The 23,794-nt window shown below is 63.2% G+C and carries 22 protein-coding genes; 17 read left to right on the plus strand and 5 right to left on the minus strand.

The window, feature by feature from the left end:
- Positions 1-71: 71 nt before the first annotated feature.
- Together EEB13_RS11600 and EEB13_RS11605 are read left to right on the plus strand one after the other, a co-directional pair.
- Positions 72-551: an SdpI family protein gene (locus tag EEB13_RS11600; RefSeq protein ID WP_141485298.1), complete on the plus strand. Its 480-nt coding sequence runs from the start codon at positions 72-74 to the stop codon at positions 549-551.
- A gap of 5 nt (positions 552-556) precedes the next feature.
- On the plus strand, positions 557-1,513 hold the full coding sequence (locus tag EEB13_RS11605) for a DUF1648 domain-containing protein (protein WP_141485299.1): 957 nt from the start codon (positions 557-559) through the stop codon (positions 1,511-1,513).
- Here EEB13_RS11605 and EEB13_RS11610 read toward each other — a convergent pair.
- Positions 1,510-2,178, minus strand: coding sequence for a FadR/GntR family transcriptional regulator (locus EEB13_RS11610; RefSeq protein ID WP_141485300.1), 669 nt, complete (start codon positions 2,176-2,178; stop codon positions 1,510-1,512). The genes EEB13_RS11605 and EEB13_RS11610 overlap by 4 nt on opposite strands.
- Before the next feature lie 175 nt (positions 2,179-2,353).
- Here EEB13_RS11610 and EEB13_RS11615 point away from each other — a divergent pair, with 175 nt between their 5' ends.
- Positions 2,354-3,487: an MFS transporter gene (locus EEB13_RS11615; RefSeq protein WP_308811199.1), complete on the plus strand. Its 1,134-nt coding sequence runs from the start codon at positions 2,354-2,356 to the stop codon at positions 3,485-3,487.
- 4 nt (positions 3,488-3,491) lie between these two features.
- Positions 3,492-4,472 carry a bile acid:sodium symporter family protein gene (locus tag EEB13_RS11620; protein WP_141485301.1) on the plus strand — a complete coding sequence of 327 codons (981 nt, stop codon included), beginning with the start codon at positions 3,492-3,494 and terminating at the stop codon, positions 4,470-4,472.
- Between the two features lies 1 nt (position 4,473).
- Here the strand turns inward: EEB13_RS11620 and EEB13_RS11625 are convergent, their stop codons facing one another.
- Together EEB13_RS11625 and EEB13_RS11630 are read right to left on the minus strand one after the other, a co-directional pair.
- Positions 4,474-5,079 carry a YqgE/AlgH family protein gene (locus tag EEB13_RS11625; RefSeq protein ID WP_033235282.1) on the minus strand — a complete coding sequence of 202 codons (606 nt, stop codon included), beginning with the start codon at positions 5,077-5,079 and terminating at the stop codon, positions 4,474-4,476.
- Between the two features lie 12 nt (positions 5,080-5,091).
- Positions 5,092-5,787 carry a TetR/AcrR family transcriptional regulator gene (locus EEB13_RS11630; RefSeq protein ID WP_141485302.1) on the minus strand — a complete coding sequence of 232 codons (696 nt, stop codon included), beginning with the start codon at positions 5,785-5,787 and terminating at the stop codon, positions 5,092-5,094.
- Positions 5,788-5,940: 153 nt separating this feature from the next.
- On the opposite strand from EEB13_RS11630, the gene EEB13_RS11635 reads away from it, so the two are divergent.
- The 3 genes from EEB13_RS11635 to EEB13_RS11645 all read left to right on the plus strand — a co-directional run bounded on the left by EEB13_RS11635 (position 5,941) and on the right by EEB13_RS11645 (position 8,739).
- Entirely contained in the window at positions 5,941-6,882 is a 942-nt protein-coding gene (locus tag EEB13_RS11635; protein WP_141485303.1) for an NAD-dependent epimerase/dehydratase family protein, read from the plus strand.
- A gap of 100 nt (positions 6,883-6,982) precedes the next feature.
- Positions 6,983-7,417 carry an SRPBCC family protein gene (locus EEB13_RS11640; RefSeq protein ID WP_141485304.1) on the plus strand — a complete coding sequence of 145 codons (435 nt, stop codon included), beginning with the start codon at positions 6,983-6,985 and terminating at the stop codon, positions 7,415-7,417.
- 26 nt (positions 7,418-7,443) lie between these two features.
- On the plus strand, positions 7,444-8,739 hold the full coding sequence (locus EEB13_RS11645) for an MFS transporter (RefSeq protein WP_141485305.1): 1,296 nt from the start codon (positions 7,444-7,446) through the stop codon (positions 8,737-8,739).
- On the opposite strand, the gene EEB13_RS11650 is transcribed toward EEB13_RS11645, so the two are convergent.
- Positions 8,736-10,187, minus strand: coding sequence for a CCA tRNA nucleotidyltransferase (locus EEB13_RS11650; protein ID WP_092805294.1), 1,452 nt, complete (start codon positions 10,185-10,187; stop codon positions 8,736-8,738). The two genes, EEB13_RS11645 and EEB13_RS11650, sit on opposite strands and share 4 nt — an antisense overlap.
- 192 nt (positions 10,188-10,379) lie before the next feature.
- Here EEB13_RS11650 and EEB13_RS11655 point away from each other — a divergent pair, with 192 nt between their 5' ends.
- From EEB13_RS11655 to EEB13_RS11675, 5 genes are all read left to right on the plus strand, one after another.
- Positions 10,380-10,859, plus strand: a complete 480-nt coding sequence (locus tag EEB13_RS11655; protein WP_080711774.1) for an NUDIX hydrolase — start codon at positions 10,380-10,382, stop codon at positions 10,857-10,859.
- Positions 10,860-10,861: 2 nt separating this feature from the next.
- Positions 10,862-13,201, plus strand: coding sequence for a DUF6049 family protein (locus tag EEB13_RS11660; protein WP_410055762.1), 2,340 nt, complete (start codon positions 10,862-10,864; stop codon positions 13,199-13,201).
- Positions 13,198-17,106, plus strand: a complete 3,909-nt coding sequence (locus EEB13_RS11665) for a murein biosynthesis integral membrane protein MurJ (RefSeq protein WP_033235290.1) — start codon at positions 13,198-13,200, stop codon at positions 17,104-17,106. Before EEB13_RS11660 ends, EEB13_RS11665 begins: the two co-directional genes overlap by 4 nt.
- A 49-nt stretch (positions 17,107-17,155) precedes the next feature.
- Positions 17,156-17,737: an RNA polymerase sigma factor SigM gene (gene sigM / locus EEB13_RS11670; protein WP_141485307.1), complete on the plus strand. Its 582-nt coding sequence runs from the start codon at positions 17,156-17,158 to the stop codon at positions 17,735-17,737.
- Between the two features lie 63 nt (positions 17,738-17,800).
- Complete coding sequence (locus tag EEB13_RS11675) at positions 17,801-18,511, plus strand: hypothetical protein (RefSeq protein ID WP_141485308.1); 711 nt, start codon at positions 17,801-17,803, stop codon at positions 18,509-18,511.
- Position 18,512: 1 nt separating this feature from the next.
- Here the strand turns inward: EEB13_RS11675 and EEB13_RS11680 are convergent, their stop codons facing one another.
- Positions 18,513-19,076, minus strand: coding sequence for a helix-turn-helix domain-containing protein (locus EEB13_RS11680; protein WP_141485309.1), 564 nt, complete (start codon positions 19,074-19,076; stop codon positions 18,513-18,515).
- 98 nt (positions 19,077-19,174) lie between these two features.
- Here EEB13_RS11680 and nox point away from each other — a divergent pair, with 98 nt between their 5' ends.
- From nox to EEB13_RS11705, 5 genes are all read left to right on the plus strand, one after another.
- The gene (nox, locus tag EEB13_RS11685) at positions 19,175-20,359 is read left to right on the plus strand and encodes a 4,4'-dithiodibutanoate disulfide reductase (protein ID WP_141485310.1); all 1,185 of its coding nucleotides are present in this window, start codon (positions 19,175-19,177) and stop codon (positions 20,357-20,359) included.
- A gap of 56 nt (positions 20,360-20,415) precedes the next feature.
- Positions 20,416-20,997, plus strand: coding sequence for a TetR/AcrR family transcriptional regulator (locus EEB13_RS11690; RefSeq protein WP_033235295.1), 582 nt, complete (start codon positions 20,416-20,418; stop codon positions 20,995-20,997).
- A 110-nt stretch (positions 20,998-21,107) separates the two neighbouring features.
- On the plus strand, positions 21,108-22,115 hold the full coding sequence (gene trxB, locus EEB13_RS11695; protein ID WP_045066055.1) for a thioredoxin-disulfide reductase: 1,008 nt from the start codon (positions 21,108-21,110) through the stop codon (positions 22,113-22,115).
- Positions 22,116-22,153: 38 nt separating this feature from the next.
- Positions 22,154-22,477: a thioredoxin gene (trxA, locus tag EEB13_RS11700; protein ID WP_033235297.1), complete on the plus strand. Its 324-nt coding sequence runs from the start codon at positions 22,154-22,156 to the stop codon at positions 22,475-22,477.
- Between the two features lie 128 nt (positions 22,478-22,605).
- Entirely contained in the window at positions 22,606-23,793 is a 1,188-nt protein-coding gene (locus tag EEB13_RS11705) for an N-acetylmuramoyl-L-alanine amidase (protein WP_033235298.1), read from the plus strand.
- Position 23,794: the final 1 nt, after the last annotated feature.

Genomic DNA, 23,794 nt, shown 5'->3' on the forward strand with positions numbered 1-23,794 from the left:
TACCGTTAACCAGGGTAGAGCCTGCGCCACCCGGGCATACCATCAACTCCACTCGCACCTATCCTGTATGGGTGATCGTTGTTGCTGTAGTGCTGTTCGTGCTCGCTCTTGCCGTTGGTGGAGTCGCTGTTGCCGGACTGATCGGCAAGCTTCCGCGTAACCGCTGGGCGGGTATCCGAACCCCGGATACGTTGCGAAGCGAAGAATCGTTTGCGCTCGCCAACAAGGTGGCAGGCCCGACGATGGCCGCTGCGGCAGGCGTCCTCGTTCTCGGTGGCATCGGCGCTTTGACGATGAGCACCGCCATGGGCCTCGGCATCGCTCTCGTCGCCGTGGTGGGCGCAGTGTTCACCGCTGGTTTCGGCGGCAGCATCGGCGCCCGAGCGGCCGCAGCCCTGCCCGAGCAGAGCGGTTGCGGCAACGACTGCAACTGCGGACACACCGAAGAACCCGCGGCCGAAACCCCCGAAGCCAAGGCGAATGCCGCCGACTGCGGCACCGGCTCCTGCGGTGCCTGCTCGCTCAAGGATGCTTGCCAGCCGACTCATTGATTCACGTGAAACATCGTGTAATCGATCCCGCCGGGGCATTCTTCGGTCTCCTTATCCCCGTGCTGTGCGCGCTCGGCGGCGTTGTACTCACAACACTGTGGGACCCCCGGCTCCCCGACAAGATCGCCACGCACTGGTCCATGACGTCGGCCGACGGCTTTGCGACACCCACGACCAGCGCGTGGACGTTTGCTCTGCTGACCATTCTGTTTGGCGCCGGACTCTCGGCACTCGCAGCTCTCGCGCCCGCGATGCTGATGATGCGTCGATTCATGATCGTCCTCGGCCTGATCGTGGTGGGCATCATCACCGGTGGCCAGGTCGCATCGCTCCACGCTCAACTCGACGTGGTCGACCCGTCGGCCGTTCCCGCGCCCATCGGAGCCCTCGCGGCCGGAGCGCTCGGAGGATGCGTCGTCGGCCTGCTCGGAGCGTCGTTGCTACGCGACTATCGCCAGCGCACCGCGGCTACGGAAGCTCCGAACCGCGCTCTGCCCCGAAGCGACGCTGCACTGCCCATCACCGACGACGTCGGGTTCTCTACCAAGGGTTCCGTGATCTTCGGACTGATCATGGCGGCGCCCGGAATCATCCTCGGTTTGGTCAGCTCTGCCTGGTTCTTGGCACTGTTCCTCGTGCTTGCCGTGTTCTGCGTGACCCTCGTTCGCTTCCGTGTTGTTGTCGACACCACCGAGATCAAGGTGTTCAACATGGGCATGCCTGCGATGACTTACGGCGTCGACGAGGTTGTCGGTGCCAAGGTCGCGGAGATCAAACCATTTGCGGATTTCGGCGGCTGGGGACTCAAGAGCAAGGGGCGTCGCAACTACGGCATCGTCACGCGCACCGGCCCCGCGGTCGTCATTACTTTTGCGGGCGGCGACAAGCTCACCGTCACCACCCCGAAAGCCGACGACATAGCCGGCGCATTGAACAGCCTCGCCGACGCCCGGAGCAGTTAATCGATCGCGCTCGACCCGATCGCTTCCTTCGTCTTCTCGAGATAACCACACGCGGCGCTGCGGGCTCGGTCGACGTCTCGGTCCTCGATGGCTGCCGCGACTCCTCGGTGATGCAGCGACGTCAATGACGGCGGGTGCACACCTTCCGTCACGTTGTAGGTGGCTCGAACGGTTTCGAGGATGCCGGCAAACAATTCCTTCAGAACCGGATTGTGTGCGGCCTCGACAACCGCGATGTGGAAGCCGAGATCGACCTCGACAAAATCGTCCCCGGCGTGGTCTCGCTTCTCCGCCAGCTCACGCAGAATCCGGACGTCCTCGTCCGTGCGCCGCTCGCACGCCAATCGGACCGCCTCGACCTCGAGCGCCCGACGCACCTCGAAGACGTACGTCATCTCTTCGACCGCGGCGTGGCGGCCCAGCAGACCGCCGATATCCGTCCGCGCCCGGACAAAGGTGCCCGATCCCCGCCGGATCTCGAGCACACCCGTAGATGTCAGGGTCTTGATTGCCTCTCGGACAGTGTTCCGCCCGACGCCCAGGACGCTCATCAGCTCCGGCTCCGTCGGGATGCGATTGCCGACGGTCCACGAACCATCCGCGATCTGCGCACGCATCCACTCGAGGGATTGTTCGTACGCCGATTCCTTGCGAACCACTGTCATCTGCCCATCCTCACAGCTTTTGCGCCATTCGCGCCATTCGTTCCGCTCCCTTACGATACGTAGGACGACCCATGTATTTGAGGAGGGGCTTCCCACGTCCACGACAGCACTCACCGCGCAAACCGCAACCCGCCGGACCAATCGACACTTCTACGGTGTCGGCTACGTCCTCACCGTGATCCTGCTCGGCGCGAACATGCCCACCTCCGTCTACGGGCTCTACCGCAGCGAGTTCGGATTCACGCCCACAATCCAGACGCTCATCTACGGCGTCTACGTCGCTGGGTTGGTGCCGGCGCTGCTGTTCTTCGGCCCACTCTCCGACTTTCTCGGCCGACGCGCCGTGCTCCTGATGTCACTGGCTTTGAGCGTCGCCGGAACGCTTGTCCTCGCTTTTGCCGACGCCACCGTCTGGCTGTTTCTCGGTCGGATCGCACAAGGAATTGCGGTGGGCGCAGTCAGCGCCGCCGGTAGCGCTGCGCTCGTTGAACAGGAGCCGACGTTCGATCACCGGCGCGCAGCTCTCGTCTCCACTGTGACGGGTGCGCTCGGGGGCGCGCTGGGACCGCTCGTCTCGGGCGCAATTGCGCAATATCTGCCCCAACCGCTGCGCCTGCCGTACCTGATTTTCCTTGTCGCGTTTGTTCCCGCCCTCATCGTTCTGTTGCTGCTACCGCGCGGCACAAGGACCGCTCGCCCGAAGAGCCTGTTCCAGATTCCCCGCGTTCCCGCGGTGATCCAGCAAACGTTCTGGCTCAGTTCACTTGCTGTCGCACTCTCCTGGGGAGCGGTCGGCCTGTTCCAATCCGTAGTCCCGTCCTGGATGACCAGCTTGCTCGGGATCAACAATCTTCTACTTGCCGGCGGCGCTGCCGCACTGGTCATGATCTGCTCCGTGATCGCTCAACTCGGTGGCAGCCGGATGGACCCCCGCGCGTCCACGATCGTCGGTCTCGGAATTCTTGCTCTCGGGATGATCGGGTTACTTGTTGTCGATATCGTTCCGAGCCTCGCACTGCTGAGCGTTGTCACCATTGTGGTCGGCGCCGGGCACGGATTGGTATTTGCCGGCGGCATGAAACGAGTCAACGCCGCGGCGCGAGCACACGCCCGCGAAAGCCACGGCGCGATCCTCGCGGCGTTCTTTACCGTCAGTTACGCGGGGTTGGCGATACCGTCCATTCTCGCGGGCATCGCCATCACCGTCCAAGGGATGCAGACCGCGATAATCGAACTGTCGATCATCGGAGCACTCTTGTGCCTGGTCATGATGACCTTCAACGCCCGCGCAGCACGTCGTTATCCTTAGCCAGGTGAAGTTTCTCAGCAGGTTCTACATCGACGGGTTCATCCTCGGCATCATCATCGCCGCAGTGCTCGGAAGTGTGTTCCCGGTATCGGGCACCGCTGAGACAGTGCTCGACTGGGCCACCAAGATCGCCATCGGCTTCCTGTTCCTGCTCTACGGCGCCCGCCTCTCGCCGCAGGAAGCCTGGAAGGGCGTCAAACACTGGCGGCTGCACAGCGTCGTGTTGGCGTCGACGTTTATCTTGTTCCCCTTGATCGGCCTGGCACTGCGATTCCTGTCGCCGACGCTGATCAGCGACGAGCTGTACACCGGCATCCTCTACATGTGCCTGGTTCCGTCGACGGTTCAGTCGTCGATCGCCTTCACGTCAATTGCCAAGGGAAACGTTGCGGGCGCGATCGTCAGTGCGTCGTTCTCCAACCTGATCGGCGTCTTCATCACCCCGCTGCTGGTGGTTCTCCTGATGAACACCACAGGCGAGGCAACCGTCGATTTCTCGTCGATCCTCGACATCGTCGTGCAGTTGCTGATCCCGTTCATCATTGGCCAGCTGATCCGGCCACTGGTAATCGGCTGGCTTCAAAAGTACGCAGAGCCAACAAAGTTCGTCGACCGCGGGTCCATCCTTCTGGTTGTCTTTGCCGCCTTCAGCGAGAGCATGAAGGAAGGCATCTGGAGCACGATCACGATCTGGCAGATCCTGATCCTGGTGGCGGTGTGCTGCGTGATCCTCGCGGTGGTGCTTGCGGTGACAACCTTCGCGGGGCGCAGGCTCGGCTTCGATCTAGCCGATCAGATCGTCATCATCTTCTGCGGATCGAAGAAATCCTTGGCGACGGGCCTGCCGATGGCGGCTGTCCTGTTCGCGGGTCAACCTGTCGGCCTGATCGTGTTGCCGCTGATGATCTTCCATCAAATCCAGCTGATCGTGTGTGCCGCGCTGGCGCAACGCTTCGCGAACCGGGATCCCATCAGAGTTGGTTAGATCAGTTCCGCTCAACCTCGATGGGATGAGTGGCCAGCATGGCCAGCGGCAAGGGCTGGCGTCGTAGCACCCGGGCCCACACATCGATCCGCGACGGCGTCACAACGTCCGACGGCAAGGAAGCGGTCACCATCCAGTCGTCACGCTCGAGTTCCGAATCAAGCTGCCCAACAGTCCAACCCGAATACCCGGCGAAGATACGAATTCCCTCGACCAGCGGAGCAATCACGTTGGGATCGGAATCCAGATCCACCATCACCACCTTGCCGTCGACGCGCCGCAAACCCGCGACACCGTCGATGATTGCCCCGTTGCGCGCGGTGCCGAGACACAGTGCGGAATCGCGTTTCACCGGCCCGCCGACGTAGAGGGCCGACGGATTGGCGGCCAGTGGCGCCCACTGCGGAAGGACGTTCTGCACAGTCGTCTCGCTCGGCCGATTGATCACGACGCCAAGACTTCCCGCGTCGTTGTGTTCGATCATGTAGATGACGGTGCGGCGGAACGCAGGTTCAACGAGGTCGGTGGACGACACCAACAAGCTGCCTGGCCCAACCTCGGGTTCGATCCAGGCCATACGGTCTTCGGGTTCTTCTGCGTGCGACACACCTACATCATCTCACTCCAAGCCCGCCATTCCCGCGAGCAAGGCGAGGTGCCGCTCGAAAAGCTCGGCCGGTTCGGTGAAGGTGTCCGATCCATACTGCCCGAACACCTCGAAGTTCACAGAACCGAACAGCGACACCCACACCAAGGTTCCGCGGGTGATTGCCTCGGGCCGCAATTCGACGCCCATCTCCGCGCGCACACGTTCCAGATCCGCCTTCAAGGGTTCACCGACTGCTGCGTCGGGGAACGATGTGAGGGCACCCGCCCGATGCGCGCTGTCGACTATTGCGATCAGCCTGGTGACCACCCGCGTGCCCGGCCCGGTGGTCTGCTCACCCGGTGCGTTGTAGCCGGGCACCGGACTGCCGAACAGCAGTCCGTATCTAGCGGGTTCGCGCATCGCCCAGGCCCGCACGGCTCGGCCCAACGCCAAAAACTGCCCCCGATAATCTTCTGCCGCAACAGCATCCACCTCAGCATCCACTTCGGCGCCCAGCTCGGTGTAAGCATCCACGACAAGAAGGGTGAGCAGTTCGTCGCGGCTGGCCACATACCGGTAGACCGCCGAGGATACGACGCCCAGATCTCGCGCCACCGCGCGTAGCGACAGAGCCGCAGCCCCGACCGCCGCCAAGTGTTCGCGGCCGATCCGGGTGATGTCCTGCAAGGTCTGTTCACGCGCGCGTTCGCGGGGGGTACCGGCCATGGACACAGCTTGCCTCAATTCCGAGAGCAGAGCCAACAAACGAGAGCAGCGCCAATAAAAGAGAGCAGTGCTCTTGACATTGCACTCCATGAGGCGCATCCTAGAAATCGAGAGCAGTGCTCTCTAAACCACGAACCTCAGGTAGGAGACATCATGTCGAACCTCGAAATCGTCACCGGCGCAGGACCAGTCGGATCCACCGTAGCGCTACAACTCGCCGAACAGGGGATCAACGTCCGCCTCCTGACCAGATCCGGAAGCGGACCGCAGCACCCACGGATCGAGCGTCGACGCGTCGATGTGTCGGATCGAGACGCACTGCGCGCCGCCACCGAGGGCGCCACCGCGATCTACCACTGCATTCATGCCGCCTACAACGCCGCGGACTGGGAACGTGAACTCCCCGCGGCAGAAAAAGTCATCCTCGACGTCGCAGCCTCGTTGAATGCCGTTGTGGTGTTCCCCGAAAGCCTCTACGCCTACAACTCCGACACCGTGATGACGGAATCCGACCCCCGCAACGTCACCGGCGGTAAGCGCGGAGTGCGCGCGATGCTACTGCGCGCCCGCGAATCCTCTGCCACACCCACCGTCAGCGTGGTGGCGTCGGACTTCTTCGGCCCCTACGTGCGCACAGCTCACGCCGGCGAACGCATGGCTCCGAAAGTGATGGCAGGAAAGAAGATTCGGGTAATCGGATCGGCAGATCAGCCACACTCCTTCACGTACGTACCCGATCTTGCGGCAGCGATGATCGCCGCGGCACACAACCCGGAACTGTGGAACTCCGTCCTGCACGCACCCACCGGACCCGCGCTCACCCAACGCACCATTGCCGAGGCGTTTGCCGACGCCGCAGGAGCCCCCGCCGCCAAGGTGGGCGTACTCCCGGCCTGGGTTCTCGATACCGTCGGCAAGGTACACACCGATACCCGCGAACTCGCAGAGATGAACTACCAGTTCACCAAGCCTTTCGTGATGGATTCGACTGCCAGCGAAGCCCTCCTCGGGCTGTCGCCGACGCCACTCGATCAGGCAGCGCGCGAAACTGTCGGCTGGTGGCGAGCAGAACAGGCCCGCACCGCGGCAGCCTGAAGAGCACGCACCTTTCCAATGAATGGGATTTGCGTTCCCACCCGGCCCACGAGCTCCCTAGTGTCCACGTCACACCGAGCGAAGCACTAGAGAGGTACTTATGCCCACGCTTCTACGAACAACCACTCTGCCCGTCGAGCCGGACCAGATCTGGTCTGTGATCAAAGGATTCGACGAACTCGCCTCGTGGCACCCGCGCGTCCCCCCTTCCGAAATGGAAGAAAGCGCAGACCCGACCACGCCAGGTGCTGTACGCCGATTCATCGTCGACGGCAATGTCGTAGCACGTGAAGAGTTGATCGAGCATGACAACAGCGGCCGAACCTACAGCTACGAGGTACTCGACCAACCGCTACCGGTCAAGAACTACATTGCCCGCATCGAAGTAGTTCCGACGCCTGACGGCAGTGAAGTCAGGTGGACCGCCACCTACGACGGAGGCGACGAGATCATCCCCGTCGTGGAGAACGCCTTCGGCGACAACGTGTACCTGGTTGGCCTCGATGCATTGCGGGACCGGTTCGACGGTCGATAGTTCGGTTCCCGCTAGAGTTTCACTACATGACCCCAGCCTCGAACCGCCGCGAGGCCTGGTCCAGGACGCTCCACACCGTGCGGGAATCCCCGGGCCTCGGACGGTTGGCGCTTGTCCGCTTCTCGAGCCAGTTCGGCGACGGGTTGTTTCAGGCCGCGCTGGGCGGCGCGATCCTGTTCAACCCGGAACGCGAGACGGATCCTGTGGCGATTGCGGCGGGGTTTGCCGTACTGCTGCTGCCCTATTCGATCATCGGACCCTTTGCGGGTGCGCTCCTCGATCGCCTCGACCGGCGCCTCGTCCTGCTGTGGGCAAGTGTTCTGCGCGGTCTGCTGATCCTCACGACCGCTGTTCTGCTCGCCAGCGGGGGAGGGGACACGCCGCTGCTGTTGTGCGCATTGGCGGCTATCGGGGTCAGCCGATTTGTTGGCGCCGGAGTCTCGGCTGCACTACCGAAAGTGGTTCGGCAATCCTGGTTGGTGGCCACCAATTCCGTTCTCACAACCGCAGGTTCAGTGGTGTCGGCCCTGGGCGCAACCGCGGCGGTGAGCATTATCGGGATTGTGGGTGCCGGTGATCGGGCGTCCGCAATCGCCGTGGCGTGCGCTGCCGTCGGATCGGCCGTTGCAGCTGTGGCAGCTGCACGGTTCACCGCCAGATCCCTTGGCCCCACCACCTCGGAAAGAATCAACACGGGCGCTCTTCATTCCGTTCTAACGGGCCTGAAGACCGGAGCCACTGCCGTCTGGGAGGCTCCCGGCGTCACTACCACGATGATCGGAATCGGCGCGCACAGAATCTGTTTCGGCATCAACACACTGATCATGGTGCTGGTGCTTCGGGACACGTCCAACGGCTCGGCGCTCCCTGGTGGGATGGCGGGATTCGGTGTTGCCGTTGGCGCTACGGCCATCGGCATGCTGATCGCCGCACTGATCACACCGTTTGTGATTCCGCGGCTCGGTCGCTCGCGAACCGTCACCTACGCACTGACGGCCGCCGTGATCATCCAACTCGTTTTTGTCACCACACTGACGCAGGGATCGCTCCTGATCGCCGCATTCCTTCTCGGCATTGCCGGCCAAACCGTGAAACTGGCCGGCGACGCGGCGATGCAGATCGACATCGACGACAACCGTCGTGGCCAGGTTTTCTCCTTGCAGGACACCGTGTTCAACGTCGCGTTCATCGGTGCGATCGCCGCCGCGTCGACGGTGATCGCACCCGACGGCAAGAGCGTCGGATTAGCCCTTGCCGGTGCGGGCGTCTACGCCGCCGGATTGTCGGCGGTGTTGATCAACCGCAAGAAGCGAGAAGGCTAGGACTGCTGGGCAGCCCACCACTTCAACAGTTCGGCCTCGGCCTCGTCCCGGTCGAGGGGACCACGATCGAGACGCAATTCCTTGAGGAAGGTCCACGCCTTACCCACCTGGGGACCGGCAGGAATGTTCAACAGTTCCATGATGGCGTTGCCGTCGAGGTCCGGACGCACCCGAGCGAGGTCTTCCTGCTCGGCGATACGGGCGATCCGCTCTTCGATATCGTCGTAGGTGGCCTGCAACTGCGCGGCCCGACGCTTGTTGCGGGTGGTGCAGTCGGCGCGCACCAACTTGTGCAAGCGGGGGAGTAGTTCACCGGCATCTGTGACGTACCGCCGCACGGCAGAGTCCGTCCACTGCCCCTTGCCGTAACCGTGAAAACGCAAGTGCAGGAACACGAGCTGCGAGATGTCGTCCACCATCTGCTTGGAGAACTTGAGGGCACGCAAACGCTTGCGCACGAGCTTGGCACCGACAACCTCGTGGTGATGGAAGCTGACGCCGCCGCCGGGCTCGTTGCGCTTGGTGTCCGGCTTGCCGATGTCGTGAAGCAGTGCGGCCCAACGCAATACGAGATCCGGGTCGCCGTCCTCGAGGTCGATGGCCTGCTGCAGCACCGTCAGAGAGTGCTGGTAGACGTCCTTGTGCTGGTGATGCTCGTCGATCTCGAGCTTCATCTGCGGGATCTCGGGCAGCACGTAATCCGCCAAACCGGAATCGACCATGACGTTGATGCCGTCCAACGGGTACATGCCGAGCATGAGCTTGTTGAGCTCGGTCTGCACACGTTCGGCCGTGATCCGCTCGATCTGCGAAGCCATGTCCTTGATGGCGTCGAAAACGCGATTGTTCAACGTGAAACCAAGCTGAGATACGAACCGTGCCGCGCGCAGCATCCGCAGCGGATCGTCGTTGAACGAGTTCTCGGGAGCCGACGGCGTATCGAGTTCCCCGGCGAGCAGAGCGTCCATGCCGTTCAGCGGATCGACAAACGTGAACGAACCGTCGGCGCCTATCGCCATGGCCATCGCGTTGACCGTGAAATCACGACGCACCAGATCGTCGGCAAGATTCTCGCCGTACTGGACTACCGGATTGCGCGACACACGATCGTAGGCATCCGCCCGGAACGTCGTGATCTCGATCTCCTGGCCGTCCTTGATCGCGCTGATCGTGCCGAAATCGATCCCGGTATCCCACTGCTTGTCGACCCAGCCCTTGAGCAGAGCCTGCACCTTCTCGGGACGCGCGTCCGTCGTGAAATCCAGATCACCGCTGAACCGGCCAAGGATTGTGTCGCGCACGCTGCCACCTACCAGGTACAGCTCGTGGCCGGCCGCTGCGAAGCGCTCACCCAGCGGGGTCAACACATCGGAGAGCGTGCGCAATGTGTCGGAAGCGTCGGCAAGGAGCCGTGCACGGCGATCGGCATCGGAGGTAGGGGCAGTCACGTCGATTGAGCTTACTTAAGGTGCGCAAATAGCCGAACGCGCATATCAACGCGAGCACCCGGTTTGCGCGGGTTACCGGCCAACCAGACGATGCCAACTAGTATCGATGGGGTGTCAGGTGCCGAACGAACGAACAGGAGCCGCCGCAACTCGCGGCGTCGTCCTGCCGTCGGCAATCCTGAGCGATCCCCGATGCGTACAGTCCGCGAAACTTCGGCGGGCGGATTGGTCGTCGACGGCTGGGGCGGCCCGCCCGAACGCCTGTGTGCTGCACTGATCGGACGAACCGACCGCCGTGGTCGTCTGTTGTGGTCACTGCCCAAGGGACACATCGAGCAGGGCGAGACCGCCGAGCAGACGGCGATGCGTGAGGTCGAGGAAGAAACGGGCATTCAGGGAACCGTCCTCGCGCCACTCGGCAGCATCGACTACTGGTTTGTCACCGAGGGCCGACGCGTCCATAAAACGGTGCACCACTATCTCTTGAGGTTCCTCGGCGGCGAACTGTCCGACGAAGACGTCGAGGTCACCGAAGTGGCCTGGGTACCGCTCGCGGAACTGCACTCACGCCTGGCGTACGCGGACGAACGAAAACTAGCCGAACTTGCCGCACAGATGATCGCCGAGATGCCCCACGCACCCATGCTTCCGAAGGAACCGGACGCAGGATGAAAATGGCTCTACGGCGAGCGGGCATCGCCGCTCTGGTGATGGCCGCTGTCGGTGTGACGGGATCGCTCGGGGCGGGCCCGGCACACGCGCTCCCCGCCTCGCACGACAAACACGTTCAGGCACCACGCACCAGCACCGACGGCAAGTTCCTCGAGCTGTCCATCGAATCCACGACACCGACCACCGTCACGACAACCAGCACGCCCACCGTCGTGGTGAAGGGCACGGTCAAGAACGTCGGCGACCGTCCCGTCGAAGACGTCGGAGTGCGGTTGCAACGAGCGCCGGCCATCGACAATGCAGCCGACGTACGCGATGCCCTCGAATTCGACCAAGCCATTTTCGACACAGTCGGCGAGTTCGACACCGTCGCCACCAGTCTCGAGCGGGGCGAATCCAGGCCGTTCACCCTCTCGCTGCCACTGCGCAGCACTACCGGAACCTCACTCGAGATCTCCGAGCCCGGCGTCTACCCGATGCTTGTCAACGTCAACGGCACCCCCGAATACGGCGGCGCAGCCCGGCTCGACGACGCACGTTTCCTCCTCCCGGTTCTCGGCGTTCCCAGCGCGACCAACACACGAACGTCAAGCACCTCGGCTACAGCCGTCGTCGCACCCGACACGTCCAACCCCGTCGGCGTGACGATGATGTGGCCGCTCGCTACCGCTCCCAGCCTGGTCGGCGGAATCCCCGGATCCGTCAATGACCCCGTTCGACTGATCAACGACAACCTCGCCACCGAACTCTCGGACGGCGGACGCCTGGACGCGCTTGTCGACGCCGTCGAAAACGCCACGAAACCCGAGATCGACGCCGACAACAAGGTGCGGGATTCGCTGTGCCTCGCCATCGACCCCGACCTCGTGATCACGGTCGACAACATGACCCGCGGTTATCTGGTCGTCGACAACGCGGCAGACCCCACCGGCGCAGCCCACGACGGTCGCGGACAGGATGCGGCGTCCAATTGGTTGTCGCGAATCAAGACGCTGGCAGCATCGATGTGTACGACGTCGGTTCCGTTTGCGCAGGCAGATCTCGCGGCAGTCGGTACCGTCGCCCATCCCGAACTGACGGCGACGGCCATCGACCGGCCGGCCGACATCGTCGACACCATTCTCGGCGTGACTTCGCTCCGCAATTTCGTGTGGCCGGATTCCGGAGTCCTCGATTCCGTCACCGTTGACACTCTGAGCACCAGGCCGACAACCACCCTCGTAGCGGCCTCGTCCGTGGATTCGAGCGAGGCACAACTGTCCTCGCGCATCACCGACACCGTCGACGCACTTGCCTTCGACACAGCGGCGGCCGCAGCTTTTGCCGCGACCGGATCCAACCCGTCGACGCCGTCGTACATCGACGAGGACACCGCGCCGCAACTCGAGACGGAATCGCGGGTTGCCCGGCGCCAGGACGCACTCGGCGCGATGGCGTGGTCCGCGTTGACTCCCACCGCCGTGCCGCGCAATCAGATTCTGGCGCCGCCGCAACTGTGGAGCGCCGACGCGGAGGACGCCGGCGCGATGCTGTCGATGCTCGCCACACTCATCCGCTCCGGCCTGGCAACACCACAGTCCCTTCCGGCGCTGCTCGGCACACAACCCGGCGCTACGGACACGGCAACGCTCGAATATCCGGAGCGGGCAACTCAGGACGGTCCGCAAACAGCGGTCATCGACACGGCACAGGCTCAACTGCCCCGAATCGATGCGCTCGAACTCTCACTCGTCGACGACCCGCAGGTTCTGCTCACGCCGCGCTCCTTCACCGCCCCGCTGCGTGAGGATCTGCTGCGCGCGATGAGTTCGGCCAACCGGCGCGATACCAGTATCTTGTCCGTCCGGAATGCCGAACGTGCCGCAAGCATCCGCGCAGGCAACGTGACCACCAGCGTCAACGGCCTGTATCAAGCCGTCAGCGTCGTATCGCCGGGCGGCGTGTACACACTGGCGTCCGGTCAAAGCCCGCTGCTCCTCGTGGCCCGCAACGAACTGCCGATCGCCATCAACGTCAACCTGCGGGTGGACGCTCCGCCGGAGATGAAGATCAGTGACATCGGTCCCAAACAATTGCCGCCGCGCGGTAGCCGACAATTGACTGTGCCAGCGGAAATGAATGATTCCCGCAAGGTGGTCGTGAGCTTCTCGCTCACCACCACCGACGGGTTCCAATTGGGCAGCCCGACCAGCGTGACCGTACGGTCGAATGCATACGGTCGTCCGTTGGCCGCTGTGACAGCCACAGCAGGAGGATTGTTGTTGTTCTTGGCCGGACGACGGCTGTGGCATCGATATCGGGGTCAGCCCGACCCAGCTGATGAAGGGTACAAACGTTCATGACCGGGAATCCGCCTGAGGGCAAACGGTCCGCGATCACGCGCCGGAGCACCGCAACCGCGTCACATCCGCGCATGCCACCGTGGGAACGCGGGTACCCGATCCAGCCGGTCAACCCGGACGCACGTTTCGACGACTCACCCACCATGACCATTCCGGTCATCCGCGACTACCCGCGGTACCGGGAAGCGGAAATGGAGTTGGCGAACCGTCCCGTCTCCGAGTCCGGTGACGTCGACCCCGACTCTCATGTTCTGCCAGGAGACCGCAAGGAATCCAACTCCCGACTTCTCGCGGCGACAGGTTCCATCGCCATCGCGACACTGACGAGCCGCATCACGGGATTCGCCAAGCAGCTGATGATCCTGATGGTTCTCGGTCCGGCCATCGCCAGTTCGTTCACAGTCGCCAGCCAGATCCCGAACATGATCGCGGAGCTGGTTCTCGGCGCAGTGTTGACCGCGATCGTCGTGCCGGTCCTTGTCCGCGCCGAACGCGAAGACAAAGACAAAGGCGAAGCCTTCATCCGACGCCTCTTCACGGCGTCCCTTGTCCTTCTCGGCATGGCCGCGCTACTCGCGACCCTCGCCGCACCTGTGCTCACCAAATACGTCTTCCTGTCCGAAGACGGCAAGGTCAGCACCGACCTGACGACGGCCCTGTCGTACCTGCTACTGCCGGCGATCCTGTTCTACGGACTGTCTGCGCTGTTCACGGCGTTCCTCAATACTCGTCAGGTCTTCAAACCCGGAGCCTGGGCGCCGGTGCTCAACAACATGGTCGTCCTCGTGGTGCTCGTGATCTACCGCCTGACACCAGGTGAGATCTCGCTGAATCCGGTCTCGATGGGTGACGCAAAACTGCTCACCCTCGGCATTGGCATCACCGTCGGCGTCATCGTGCAGGCTGCCAGCCTCATTCCCGCGCTACGACGCGAGAACATCTCCCTCAAGCCGCTGTGGGGTCTCGACGACCGCCTACGTCAGTTCGGCGGCATGGCCGTCGCCATCGTGTTGTACGTCCTGATCAGTCAGATCGGCATGATCTTCGCGACGCGCATTTCCTCGCACGCCGACGAAGCCGGCCCCGCGATCTACAGCCAGGCCTGGCTGCTGCTGCAGTTGCCGTACGGCGTCCTCGGTGTGACAGTTCTGACCGCGATCATGCCGCGCCTGAGCCGCAACGCCGCAGCCGACGACACCCCGGCCGTCGTCGACGATCTGTCGGTCGCCACGCGTCTGACCATGATCACGCTCGTTCCGATCATCATGTTCCTCACCTTCATGGGCCCCCAGGTCGGTGAAGCGCTCTACGGTTACGGCCGCTTCGGACCTGAACAGGCCGAACGTCTCGGCACTGCCGTGAGCTGGTCGGCATTCACGTTGATTCCGTACGCGCTGGTGCTGATCCAACTCCGCGTGTTCTACGCCCGCGAACAAGCCTGGACGCCGACGTGGATCGTTCTCGGAATCACCGCTGTGAAGATCGCCTTCTCCGCTCTCGTCCCACTGGTTGCATCCGACACCGATCAGGTCGTGATCCTGCTCGGTGCAGCCAACGGACTCGGCTACATCACCGGTGCGGTCATCGGCGGATACCTTCTGCACCGCAGCCTCGGCAACCTCCAGATGGCCAATGTCGGTAAGACCGTATGGTCCGTCGTCGTCGCCTCCCTGGCCGGTTCACTGACAATGATTGCCGTCGACCGGGTACTCGGATTCCACAAACTCACCGAGAACCTGGGCGGTCCCGGATCCTTCATTCGCGTAGCCGTCGGCGGCATTCTCATGCTCGCCATCACCTTCACGATCCTGTACTTCAAGAAGATCCCCGAAGTGCGCTCGGTAACGGTTGCGGTCTCCCGCAAGATTCGTTCTGTGTTGGGTCGCCCCGAACCAGCCTCGAAGTCCGCCACCGGTAATTCGGCGCAGCGCGACGACGATGCTGTAACCGAGCTGATCCCCGCCGTGCGAACGGAATCGAACCAGCACGAACGACCAGGTGCGCTGCCGTACCCTGGTCCTGGAACCACAAGGTCGCAACCCGCACAGACACGGGGATGGGCAACCGAAAGTGAAGGAGCGAGGGTGAGCGACGACAAGGTCTCCGACGACAAGAATGCCGGAACTTCTGCCGTGAAAGAGTCCACGTCGGCTGGGGCAGCGCCTACGGGTGCGCCGCGAGCAGAGGCTCCCCGGAAGCAAACACCACAGCAGCAAACACCACAGCAACAGGCGCCGCAGACACAGGCAATCAAGTCCGAGCCGCCCAAGGCTGTGCCGAACAAGGCTGTGCCGCAAAAGGCTGTGCCGAACAAGGCTGTGCCCCCCAACCCTGTGCCGCCCGCCGGATCTGCCAAGACGCCGCCCGCTGCACCCACCTCTACTTCCCGGCCCTCTCCCCGCGGACCGAAGCTCATTCCGGGTGCATCCGTCGCCGGCGGTCGCTACCGCCTGCTCGCCCCGCACGGTGGCACTCGTGGACTGCAGTTCTGGGAAGCACTCGACGTCAAACTCGATCGCGAAGTAGCCCTGACGTTTGTCGACGCGGAACAGCGCGGCGACGACAACGCCCAGTCCGGTCCGCAGGCCGTGCTCTCCCGCACCTTGCGCCTTGGCCGGATCAACTCGCCGGGCCTGGCCCGGGTCCTCGACGTCGTCCGCGGCAGCTCGGGCGGCATCGTCGTCGCAGAGTGGACGCCTGGCCGATCACTGCGTGAAATGGCCGAGACGACGCCGTCGCCCATCGGCGCAGCACGCGCGATCCGCAGCCTCGCGGCCGCTGCCGAGGCAGCTCACCGCTCGGGTGGCGCGCTGTCCATCGATCACCCGGATCGGGTGCGCATCAGCATCAACGGCGACGCCGTACTCGCGTTCCCCGCAACGCTTGCCGACGCCGATTCCACCAGCGACGTTCGTGGTCTTGGCGCCATGCTCTACGCCCTCATCACGGCTCGGTGGCCGCTGGCAAAGCCGTCAGCCGGACCCGTCGGCGGGTTGCTCCCGGCCGGCCGCGACGCGTCCGGGAATCCCGTCGAGGTGCGAGGAATTCGTCCCGAGGTGCCGTTCGACATCTCGGCCGTTGCCACGCGCGCACTGCAAGCAGAGAGCGGAATCCGCACTGCCGCAACGGTGCAACACATTCTCGATCAGGCGTCCGTCGTCAACGACAAGACGGAACTGATTCCCGCCCTGCGCCTCGGACATCGCGACCCCGGCAACTCCGGACACGCTCTGACGGATCCCGAGGCCATCGAAGCCGAGAAGAAGAAGTCGACGCGCATGCTCGCCGCGTTGACCGCGCTGGGCGTATTCACCGTCATCGTGCTGATCCTGCTCGGCGTGTGGGTTGCCAGCTTCCTCTCCGGGAGCAGTTCCAACACTCCCTTGAGTGAACAGAGCTTCGGCTTGACCTCGGAAGCTGCTGCACCCGAGGAAAGTTCGGCTCCCGCTGCCCCGCCGGTTGCCACGGCTCCTGTCGGTGCGTCGACGGTCGCGGTGTTCTCGCCGCAGGGCACCCCGGATCAGCCTGCTACGGCCAAGAATGCCATCGACGGAAACCCCACAACGGAGTGGTCGACGGACTCGTACTTCCAGCCGTTCCCGGCGCTGAAGAACGGCGTCGGCCTGATGGTCACGCTGGACGACGCCGCGACTCTGAAGAACGTTGCCATCACGTCCGATTCGCCGGGTAGCGTCGTTGAAATCCGTTCTGCCCCTTCTGCCGGAACTACTCTCGATCAGACGAAGCAAATCGGGACCGGAACATTGAAGAACGGTGTCACGGATATTCCGGTCACCACCGACAGCCCGAGTCAGTACGTTCTCATCTGGATTACCGAACTCAGCACGCAATCCGGACAAAACCAAACAGCCATCTCGGACATAACGTTCAACGCCGCTCGATAGCCCGTCCCTGACCCCTCCCGATGGCCCGCTCCTGGGTTAACATCCGCCGGTGCACACTTATCGGGGGGGCACCGGGGGCGAGGTAACGGATGTCGAATTACTGACAGCACATGTGGCGGGCGATCCACATGCTTTCCGTGAATTGCTGACCCGGCATCAGGATCATCTATGGCACGTCGCCCGGCGTACCAGCTATTCGGACGAGGACGCCAGTGACGCCTTGCAGGAAGGCTTGCTGTCTGCGCACCGCAACGCGTCCAAGTTCCGTCGCGATGCCGCTGTGCGAAGTTGGCTCCACGCGATAGTTGTCAACGCGTGCCTGGATCGAATTCGGCGAAACAAGTCACGCCAAGCCTTTTCGCTCTCCGCCGACAATGTGGAGGAACCTCGCGATTCTCACGATCATGTCGAAGCCGTGGACATGAGGATGACCGTCGATCAAGCCTTGGCCCTGCTGCCGCCTGAGCAGCGCGCTGCCGTCATTGCGGTGGACATGGAGGGTTATCCCGTAGCCGAGGCCGCAATTCGGCTCGGCATCCCTGTGGGAACGGTGAAGAGTCGCTGCGCTCGCGCGCGCAAGCGTCTAGCCGCCGAATTGGCCGAGTTGGGTGGCCGGGGGAACCGATCGTGATGTCGACGCGTCTAATCTTTGTGAGCACCAGAACAGGTAGCCGCGCGCAGAAAGGGGAGGCTCGTGAACGATTCGTACGTTCCTGCCCCACCTTTCTCCGAAGACTTGCTGGCCGATCTTCACGGCGGTGTTCTCGACCCCGAAACCAGTGCTGCCTTGTGGGTCCTCGTCGACGACGATCCGGACGCACTGGCGTTCGTCAGCAAACTCGACAACGTCAGTCATTCACTGCGGACGTGGGACGAGCGCATCGCCCCGCACGAGCCCATGCCGCCCGAGTTGGCAGCGCGCATCCACAGCGCATTGGACAGCGAGCGGAAACAGCAACAGACGCAACATGATTCCGGTTCGAATGTAATCTCCATCGCCCGCTCGCGACGCCGGCTACTGATGGGTGGTGCCGCTGCTGCAGCAGCCGTAGCGGTTGTGGCTGTGTTGATTGCGGTACGCCCCACCGAACCGAACGCCGTCATCACTGCGCAACCCACTCCTACCGTAAGCGAAAACCCGACTCCCGAAAGATTCCTCACCTTGATCGGGTCCAAAGATCTTGGCCCATTGGAGGATCCACTCAAACTGGCAGGTTGCCTGCAGGCAAACGGATTCTCGCAAGATGAGCCACTTCTCGGATCGGGCGAGGTCACCGTCGACGGCAACCCAGCCGTGGTGCTCCTACTGCGCGGCACGCAGCCACGTCAGATCACCATCCTTGCCGTCGGCCCGGAATGTAGCGCTGACAAACCGAACACGCTGTCCGTCAACACTATCGGCTAGTTCACTTTTCTGCGACCGGCAACAGCAGTGCCAGGATGCGCCCGCGGAGTTCCTCCGTATCATCCTCCACCGCAATAAGACTCGAGAACATCGCAGCTCCGGCCGCCATCACCAGCACAGCTTTTGCGTCCAACAGCGCGGCGTCGCGGTCTTCCGAATCTTCCAGGAACAACTGGGTACTCGGCCCACTGAACCCGCGCCACAGCTCGTTACGTAGATCGTCGTGATCGCGCAATGCTGCCAATAGTCCGGGCGCCGCGGCACGAACCTCGGGGCGGGCGAACAACTGCGCGCTACCGGCCACCACCCAGCGGATCCACCCGTCGCGATCCGTTCCCTCGAAGGGCGTCAAGTCCGGGGTGGCGCCGAGGATCGATCCGAGAACCAAGTGCGCTTTGGACGACCAGCGACGCGACATCGACGCCCTACTGACTCCGGCTCGGGCGGCGATGGCGCGCACGCTCAATTGCTCCCAGCCGACCTCGAGCAGCATGGTGCGGGTGACTTCGAGGACTGCGTCGTCGATGCGTGGGTCTCGGGGGCGACCAGATCCTGTGGTGTTCATCGTCTCGAATTGTCGAACAGATTTGGCGTCGGCGCTATATCGTCGTAGATACGAGTCCACTGGCATCGTAATGGATCCGCCGAAGCAGGAAGAAGAACATGACCCCCACGATCTTCGAACCGGCCCGTCTCGGGCCGCTGACCTTGAAGAACCGCATCATCAAAGCTGCCACCTTCGAAGGCGTGATGCCGCGGGGAGCGATCTCCGACGACCTGATCAACTTCCACGCCCAGGTCGCTCGCGGGGGTGCCGCCATGACCACCGTCGCGTACTGCGCCGTCTCACCCGGTGGGCGCGTCCACCGCGACACCCTCGTCATGAACGAACAGGCGCTGCCCGGACTGCGCCGTCTGACCGAGACGGTCCACGCCGAAGGAGCGCTCGCCGCAGCACAGATCGGACACGCCGGACTAGTGGCCAACACCCTCTCCAACAAAACGAAAACCCTGGCCCCGTCGACGCGATTGAGTCCGCCCGCGATGGGTCTCGTCAAGGGAGCGACACTCGCGGAACTCGACGGCGTTGTCGCCGACTACGAGCGCACCGCGCGCATTGCCGTCGACGCCGGATTCGACGCCATCGAGGTGCACCTCGGCCACAACTATCTGCTCAGTTCGTTCATGAGCCCCAATCTGAACAAACGCCACGATCAATACGGCGGAACCGTCGCCAGGCGTGCCGAATATCCGCGTCGGGTGATCGAAGCGGTCCGCAGGGCAGCCGGACCATCGGTTGCCGTCACGGCGAAGTTCAACATGTCCGACGGAGTCCCCAAAGGACTGTGGCTCGATCAGAGCCTGCCCATCGCCAAGATCCTCGAGGCCGACGGCCATCTCGACGCCATGCAATTGACCGGCGGCAGTTCACTTCTCAACGGAATGTACTTCTTCCGCGGCGACGTTCCGATGGCGGAATTTGTTGCGTCCCAGCCCAAACTCGTGGGTTACGGTCTCAAGTTGTACGGCCCGACGCTCTTTCCCAAGTACCCCTTCGAGGAAGGGTTCTTCCTTCCATTCGCCCGCCAGTTCCGCGAGGCGCTGAGTCTGCCACTGATCCTGCTCGGCGGCATCAATCGCGTCGACACCATCGAGGGCGCACTCGGTGAAGGTTTCGAGTTTGTAGCCATGGCTCGGGCACTGCTTCGAGATCCGCAGTTGGTCAACAAGTTTCAGTCCGAATCGGTTTCCGAAGGGCTGTGCGTCCACTGCAACAAGTGCATGCCCACCATCTACACCGGCACGCGCTGCGTCGTCCGAGAGGCTCTGCGCCCAGCGACCACATAGCGCGCAACTCCCCACTAGGCTGTTCGACGACCGAGCAGCGTACGAAAGGAGTTCACGTGCCACGCATCAACGCCGCTACCGTCGGCGAGCATCGCGCAGCGCAGCGTCGTGCGCTCCTGAACGCTGCCCGCGAGGTTCTTGCCGAAGGAACCGCGGACATCCCGTCGTTCGGTGAGATAGCCAGGCGCGCCGGACTGGCCCGATCGAGCGTCTATCAGTACTTCAACTCCCGGCAGGACCTACTCGACGCACTGGTCGAGGATTCATTCCCGCGGTGGTCGCAGAAGTTGGCTGAGGCCATGGCGGAGGCCGACGGCCCCGCCGGTCGCATCCTCGCGTACGTCGACGCCAATCTGATCCTGGCCGCAGACGGTGAGCACGCGATCGCGGCGTCGCTGAGCCAGATCGCACCCGGCCCGAAGTTCGATGAGAAGAGCCGGGCACTGCACGGCGATCTTGTCACTCCGCTGCTGCACACGCTGCAGGAACTCGGCGCACGCGACCCCGCCGTCACTGCCGAACTGATCAACGCGATAGTTCACACCGGTGTCCGGCAAATCGAACGCGGCACCGATCCGGATCAGGTGCGCCGCAGTGCTGGCGCCCTGGTCGCACCGTATGCACACGATCCCAGCTGAGCGCCTGACCACTTTTGCGCCGGGCCCGGGAACAACACCCCTTATCCTGGTGTTGATCGGTACGGCTCTCCAAGAAGCGGAGGGTCTGCACTCACTATTGGAAGGCTCGCATGACCACCCAGCTGGAAACCACGCCCGCGGTCCATGACGTCATCATTGTCGGTTCCGGACCGGCCGGCTACACCGCTGGTGTCTACACCGCGCGCGCTGAGCTCCAGCCCCTGCTCTTCGAGGGAACCCAGTTCGGTGGCGCCCTCATGACCACCACCGAGGTCGAGAACTTCCCCGGATTCCGCGAAGGAATCATGGGACCGGACCTGATGGAACAGATGCGTGAGCAGGCTCTGCGCTTCGACACCGACATCCGCACCGAGGACGTCGACGAGATCGACCTGAGCGGCCCGATCAAAACTGTCGTCGCGAACGGCGAAACCTACGCCGCGCACGCAATCATCCTCGCGATGGGTGCCGCAGCGCGTTACCTGGGGATTCCCGGTGAAGAGCGTCTCCTCGGCCGCGGCGTCAGCGCCTGCGCCACCTGCGACGGCTTCTTCTTCCGTGACCAGGACATCGTCGTGGTCGGCGGCGGCGACTCCGCCATGGAAGAAGCAACCTTCCTCACCCGCTTCGCCCGCTCGGTCACCCTGGTGCACCGCCGCGAGGAGTTCCGCGCCTCACGCATCATGCTCGAGCGCGCCAAGGCCAACGAGAAGATCCGCTTCCTCACCAACGCCGAACCCCTCGAGGTCCTTGGCGAGAACAGTGTCACCGGCCTCGTGGTCCGCGACACCGTGACCGGCGAGACCTCCACCCTCGAGATCACTGGCATGTTCGTCGCCATCGGCCACGATCCCCGCAGTGAACTCGTCAAGGGCCAGGTAGACCTCGACGACGCCGGCTACGTCCGCGTTGCACCCGGTTCCACCGCAACCTCGGTCGACGGCGTCTTCGCGGCCGGCGACCTGGTCGATCACACGTACCGTCAGGCCATCACCGCTGCCGGCACCGGATGCTCCGCTGCGATCGACGCCGAACGCTGGCTCGCCGACCGCGGCGACATCACCGCAAACACCCTCGACGCCGCCGGTCACACGGTCGACGTCGTCGGCGCCCCCTGATTCACCCAGCTGTCGTACCCAACCCTCGAGGAGTAACAGTGTCGAATACCGTCACCATCACCGACGATTCCTTCAAGCAGGACGTCCTGGGCAGCGACAAGCCCGTTCTCGTCGACTTCTGGGCAACCTGGTGCGGCCCGTGCAAGATGGTCGCCCCGGTTCTCGAGGAAATCGCCGGTGAGAACAGCGACAAGCTGACCATCGCCAAGCTCGACATCGACGCCAACCCGGCCGCAGCCCGCGACTTCCAGGTCATGTCGATCCCGACGCTGATCCTGTTCAAGGACGGACAGCCCATCAAGACCATCGTCGGCGCAAAGGGCAAGGCCGCGCTGCTCAAGGAACTCTCGGACGTACTCTGAGTACCCTGTGAACGTAGGGGATTCTCGCAATCCCCAGGTTTTCTGAGATAATCGATCGATGTGCCTGATCAGATCCACTTCCAGGCACATCGATCGAATTCTTTTGCCGATCCGAGAGGTTTTCACGCATGCATCGACTCCGACACGGTGATCACGGCCCGGCCGTCGCCGAGATTCGGGGCACATTGACGAAGCTGGGATATCTGCACCACATCCCGTCCAGCATTCGACGTGAAAGCGGCGACGGTGCCCATTGGGTTGCGCCGGACGTCATCTTCGATCATCACCTCGACAGCGCCGTTCGTGCCTTCCAGCAGCAACGTGGGCTACTTGTCGACGGCATCGTGGGCCCGGCAACGTATCGGTCCATTCGTGAGGCGTCGTACCGCCTAGGCGCCCGCACTCTGATCTACCAGCTGTCCGCTCCGCTGTACGGCGACGACGTGGCTGCACTACAGACCAAACTCCAGGATCTCGGCTTCTACTCGGGGCGCGTCGACGGCTTCTTCGGGCCGATGACGCACGAGTCGTTGTCGTCCTTCCAGCGTGAGATCGGCATCGCCGCCGACGGCATCTGCGGCCCCCAGACTTTGCGCTCGCTCGACCTTCTCGGAACTCGTGTCACTGGCGGTTCACCCCACGCGATCAGCGAGGAAGAACTGGTGCGGCGCAAGGGCCCGCAGCTGGGCGGAAAGCGGATCGTCATCGATCCCGGTCTGGGCGGCCCGTCCACCGGAGCGATTGTGAACGGTATCTCCGAGTCCGATGTGCTGTGGGATCTTGCGATGCGCCTCGAGGGGCGTATGGCTGCAACCGGAATGGAGACGTTCCTCTCGCGGCCGCACAATGTCGATCCGTCAGAGGCTGATCGGGCATCAACTTCCAACGCGTTCGACGCAGACCTGATGATCTCGCTGCGGTGCGACAGCAATCCCAGCCCGTCCGCAAACGGTGTGGCGAGTTTCCATTTCGGAAATTCACACGGTTCGGTCTCGAAGATCGGTCAGATTCTCACCGGGTTCGTCCAGCGCGAGATCGTTGCCCGAACCCCGTTGCAGGACAACAGGACTCATGGTCGCACGTGGGAATTGCTGCGACTGACCAACATGCCGACGGTACAGATCGACCTCGGATACCTCTCGAACGCGAATGATGCTGCGGTGCTTACCAATCCGCGCATGCGTGACACCATCGCCGAGGCCATCCTGATTTCGGTCAAACGCCTGTACCTGCTTGGGCAGGACGATCAGCCCACCGGCACGTTCACGTTTGCCGAGCTTCTCGCAGAAGAACTTTCGGTATCCGACCGCAACTGAC

The sequence above is a fragment of the Rhodococcus sp. WS3 genome (assembly GCF_003797085.1).
Taxonomy (GTDB): Bacteria; Actinomycetota; Actinomycetes; order Mycobacteriales; family Mycobacteriaceae; genus Rhodococcus_F; species Rhodococcus_F globerula.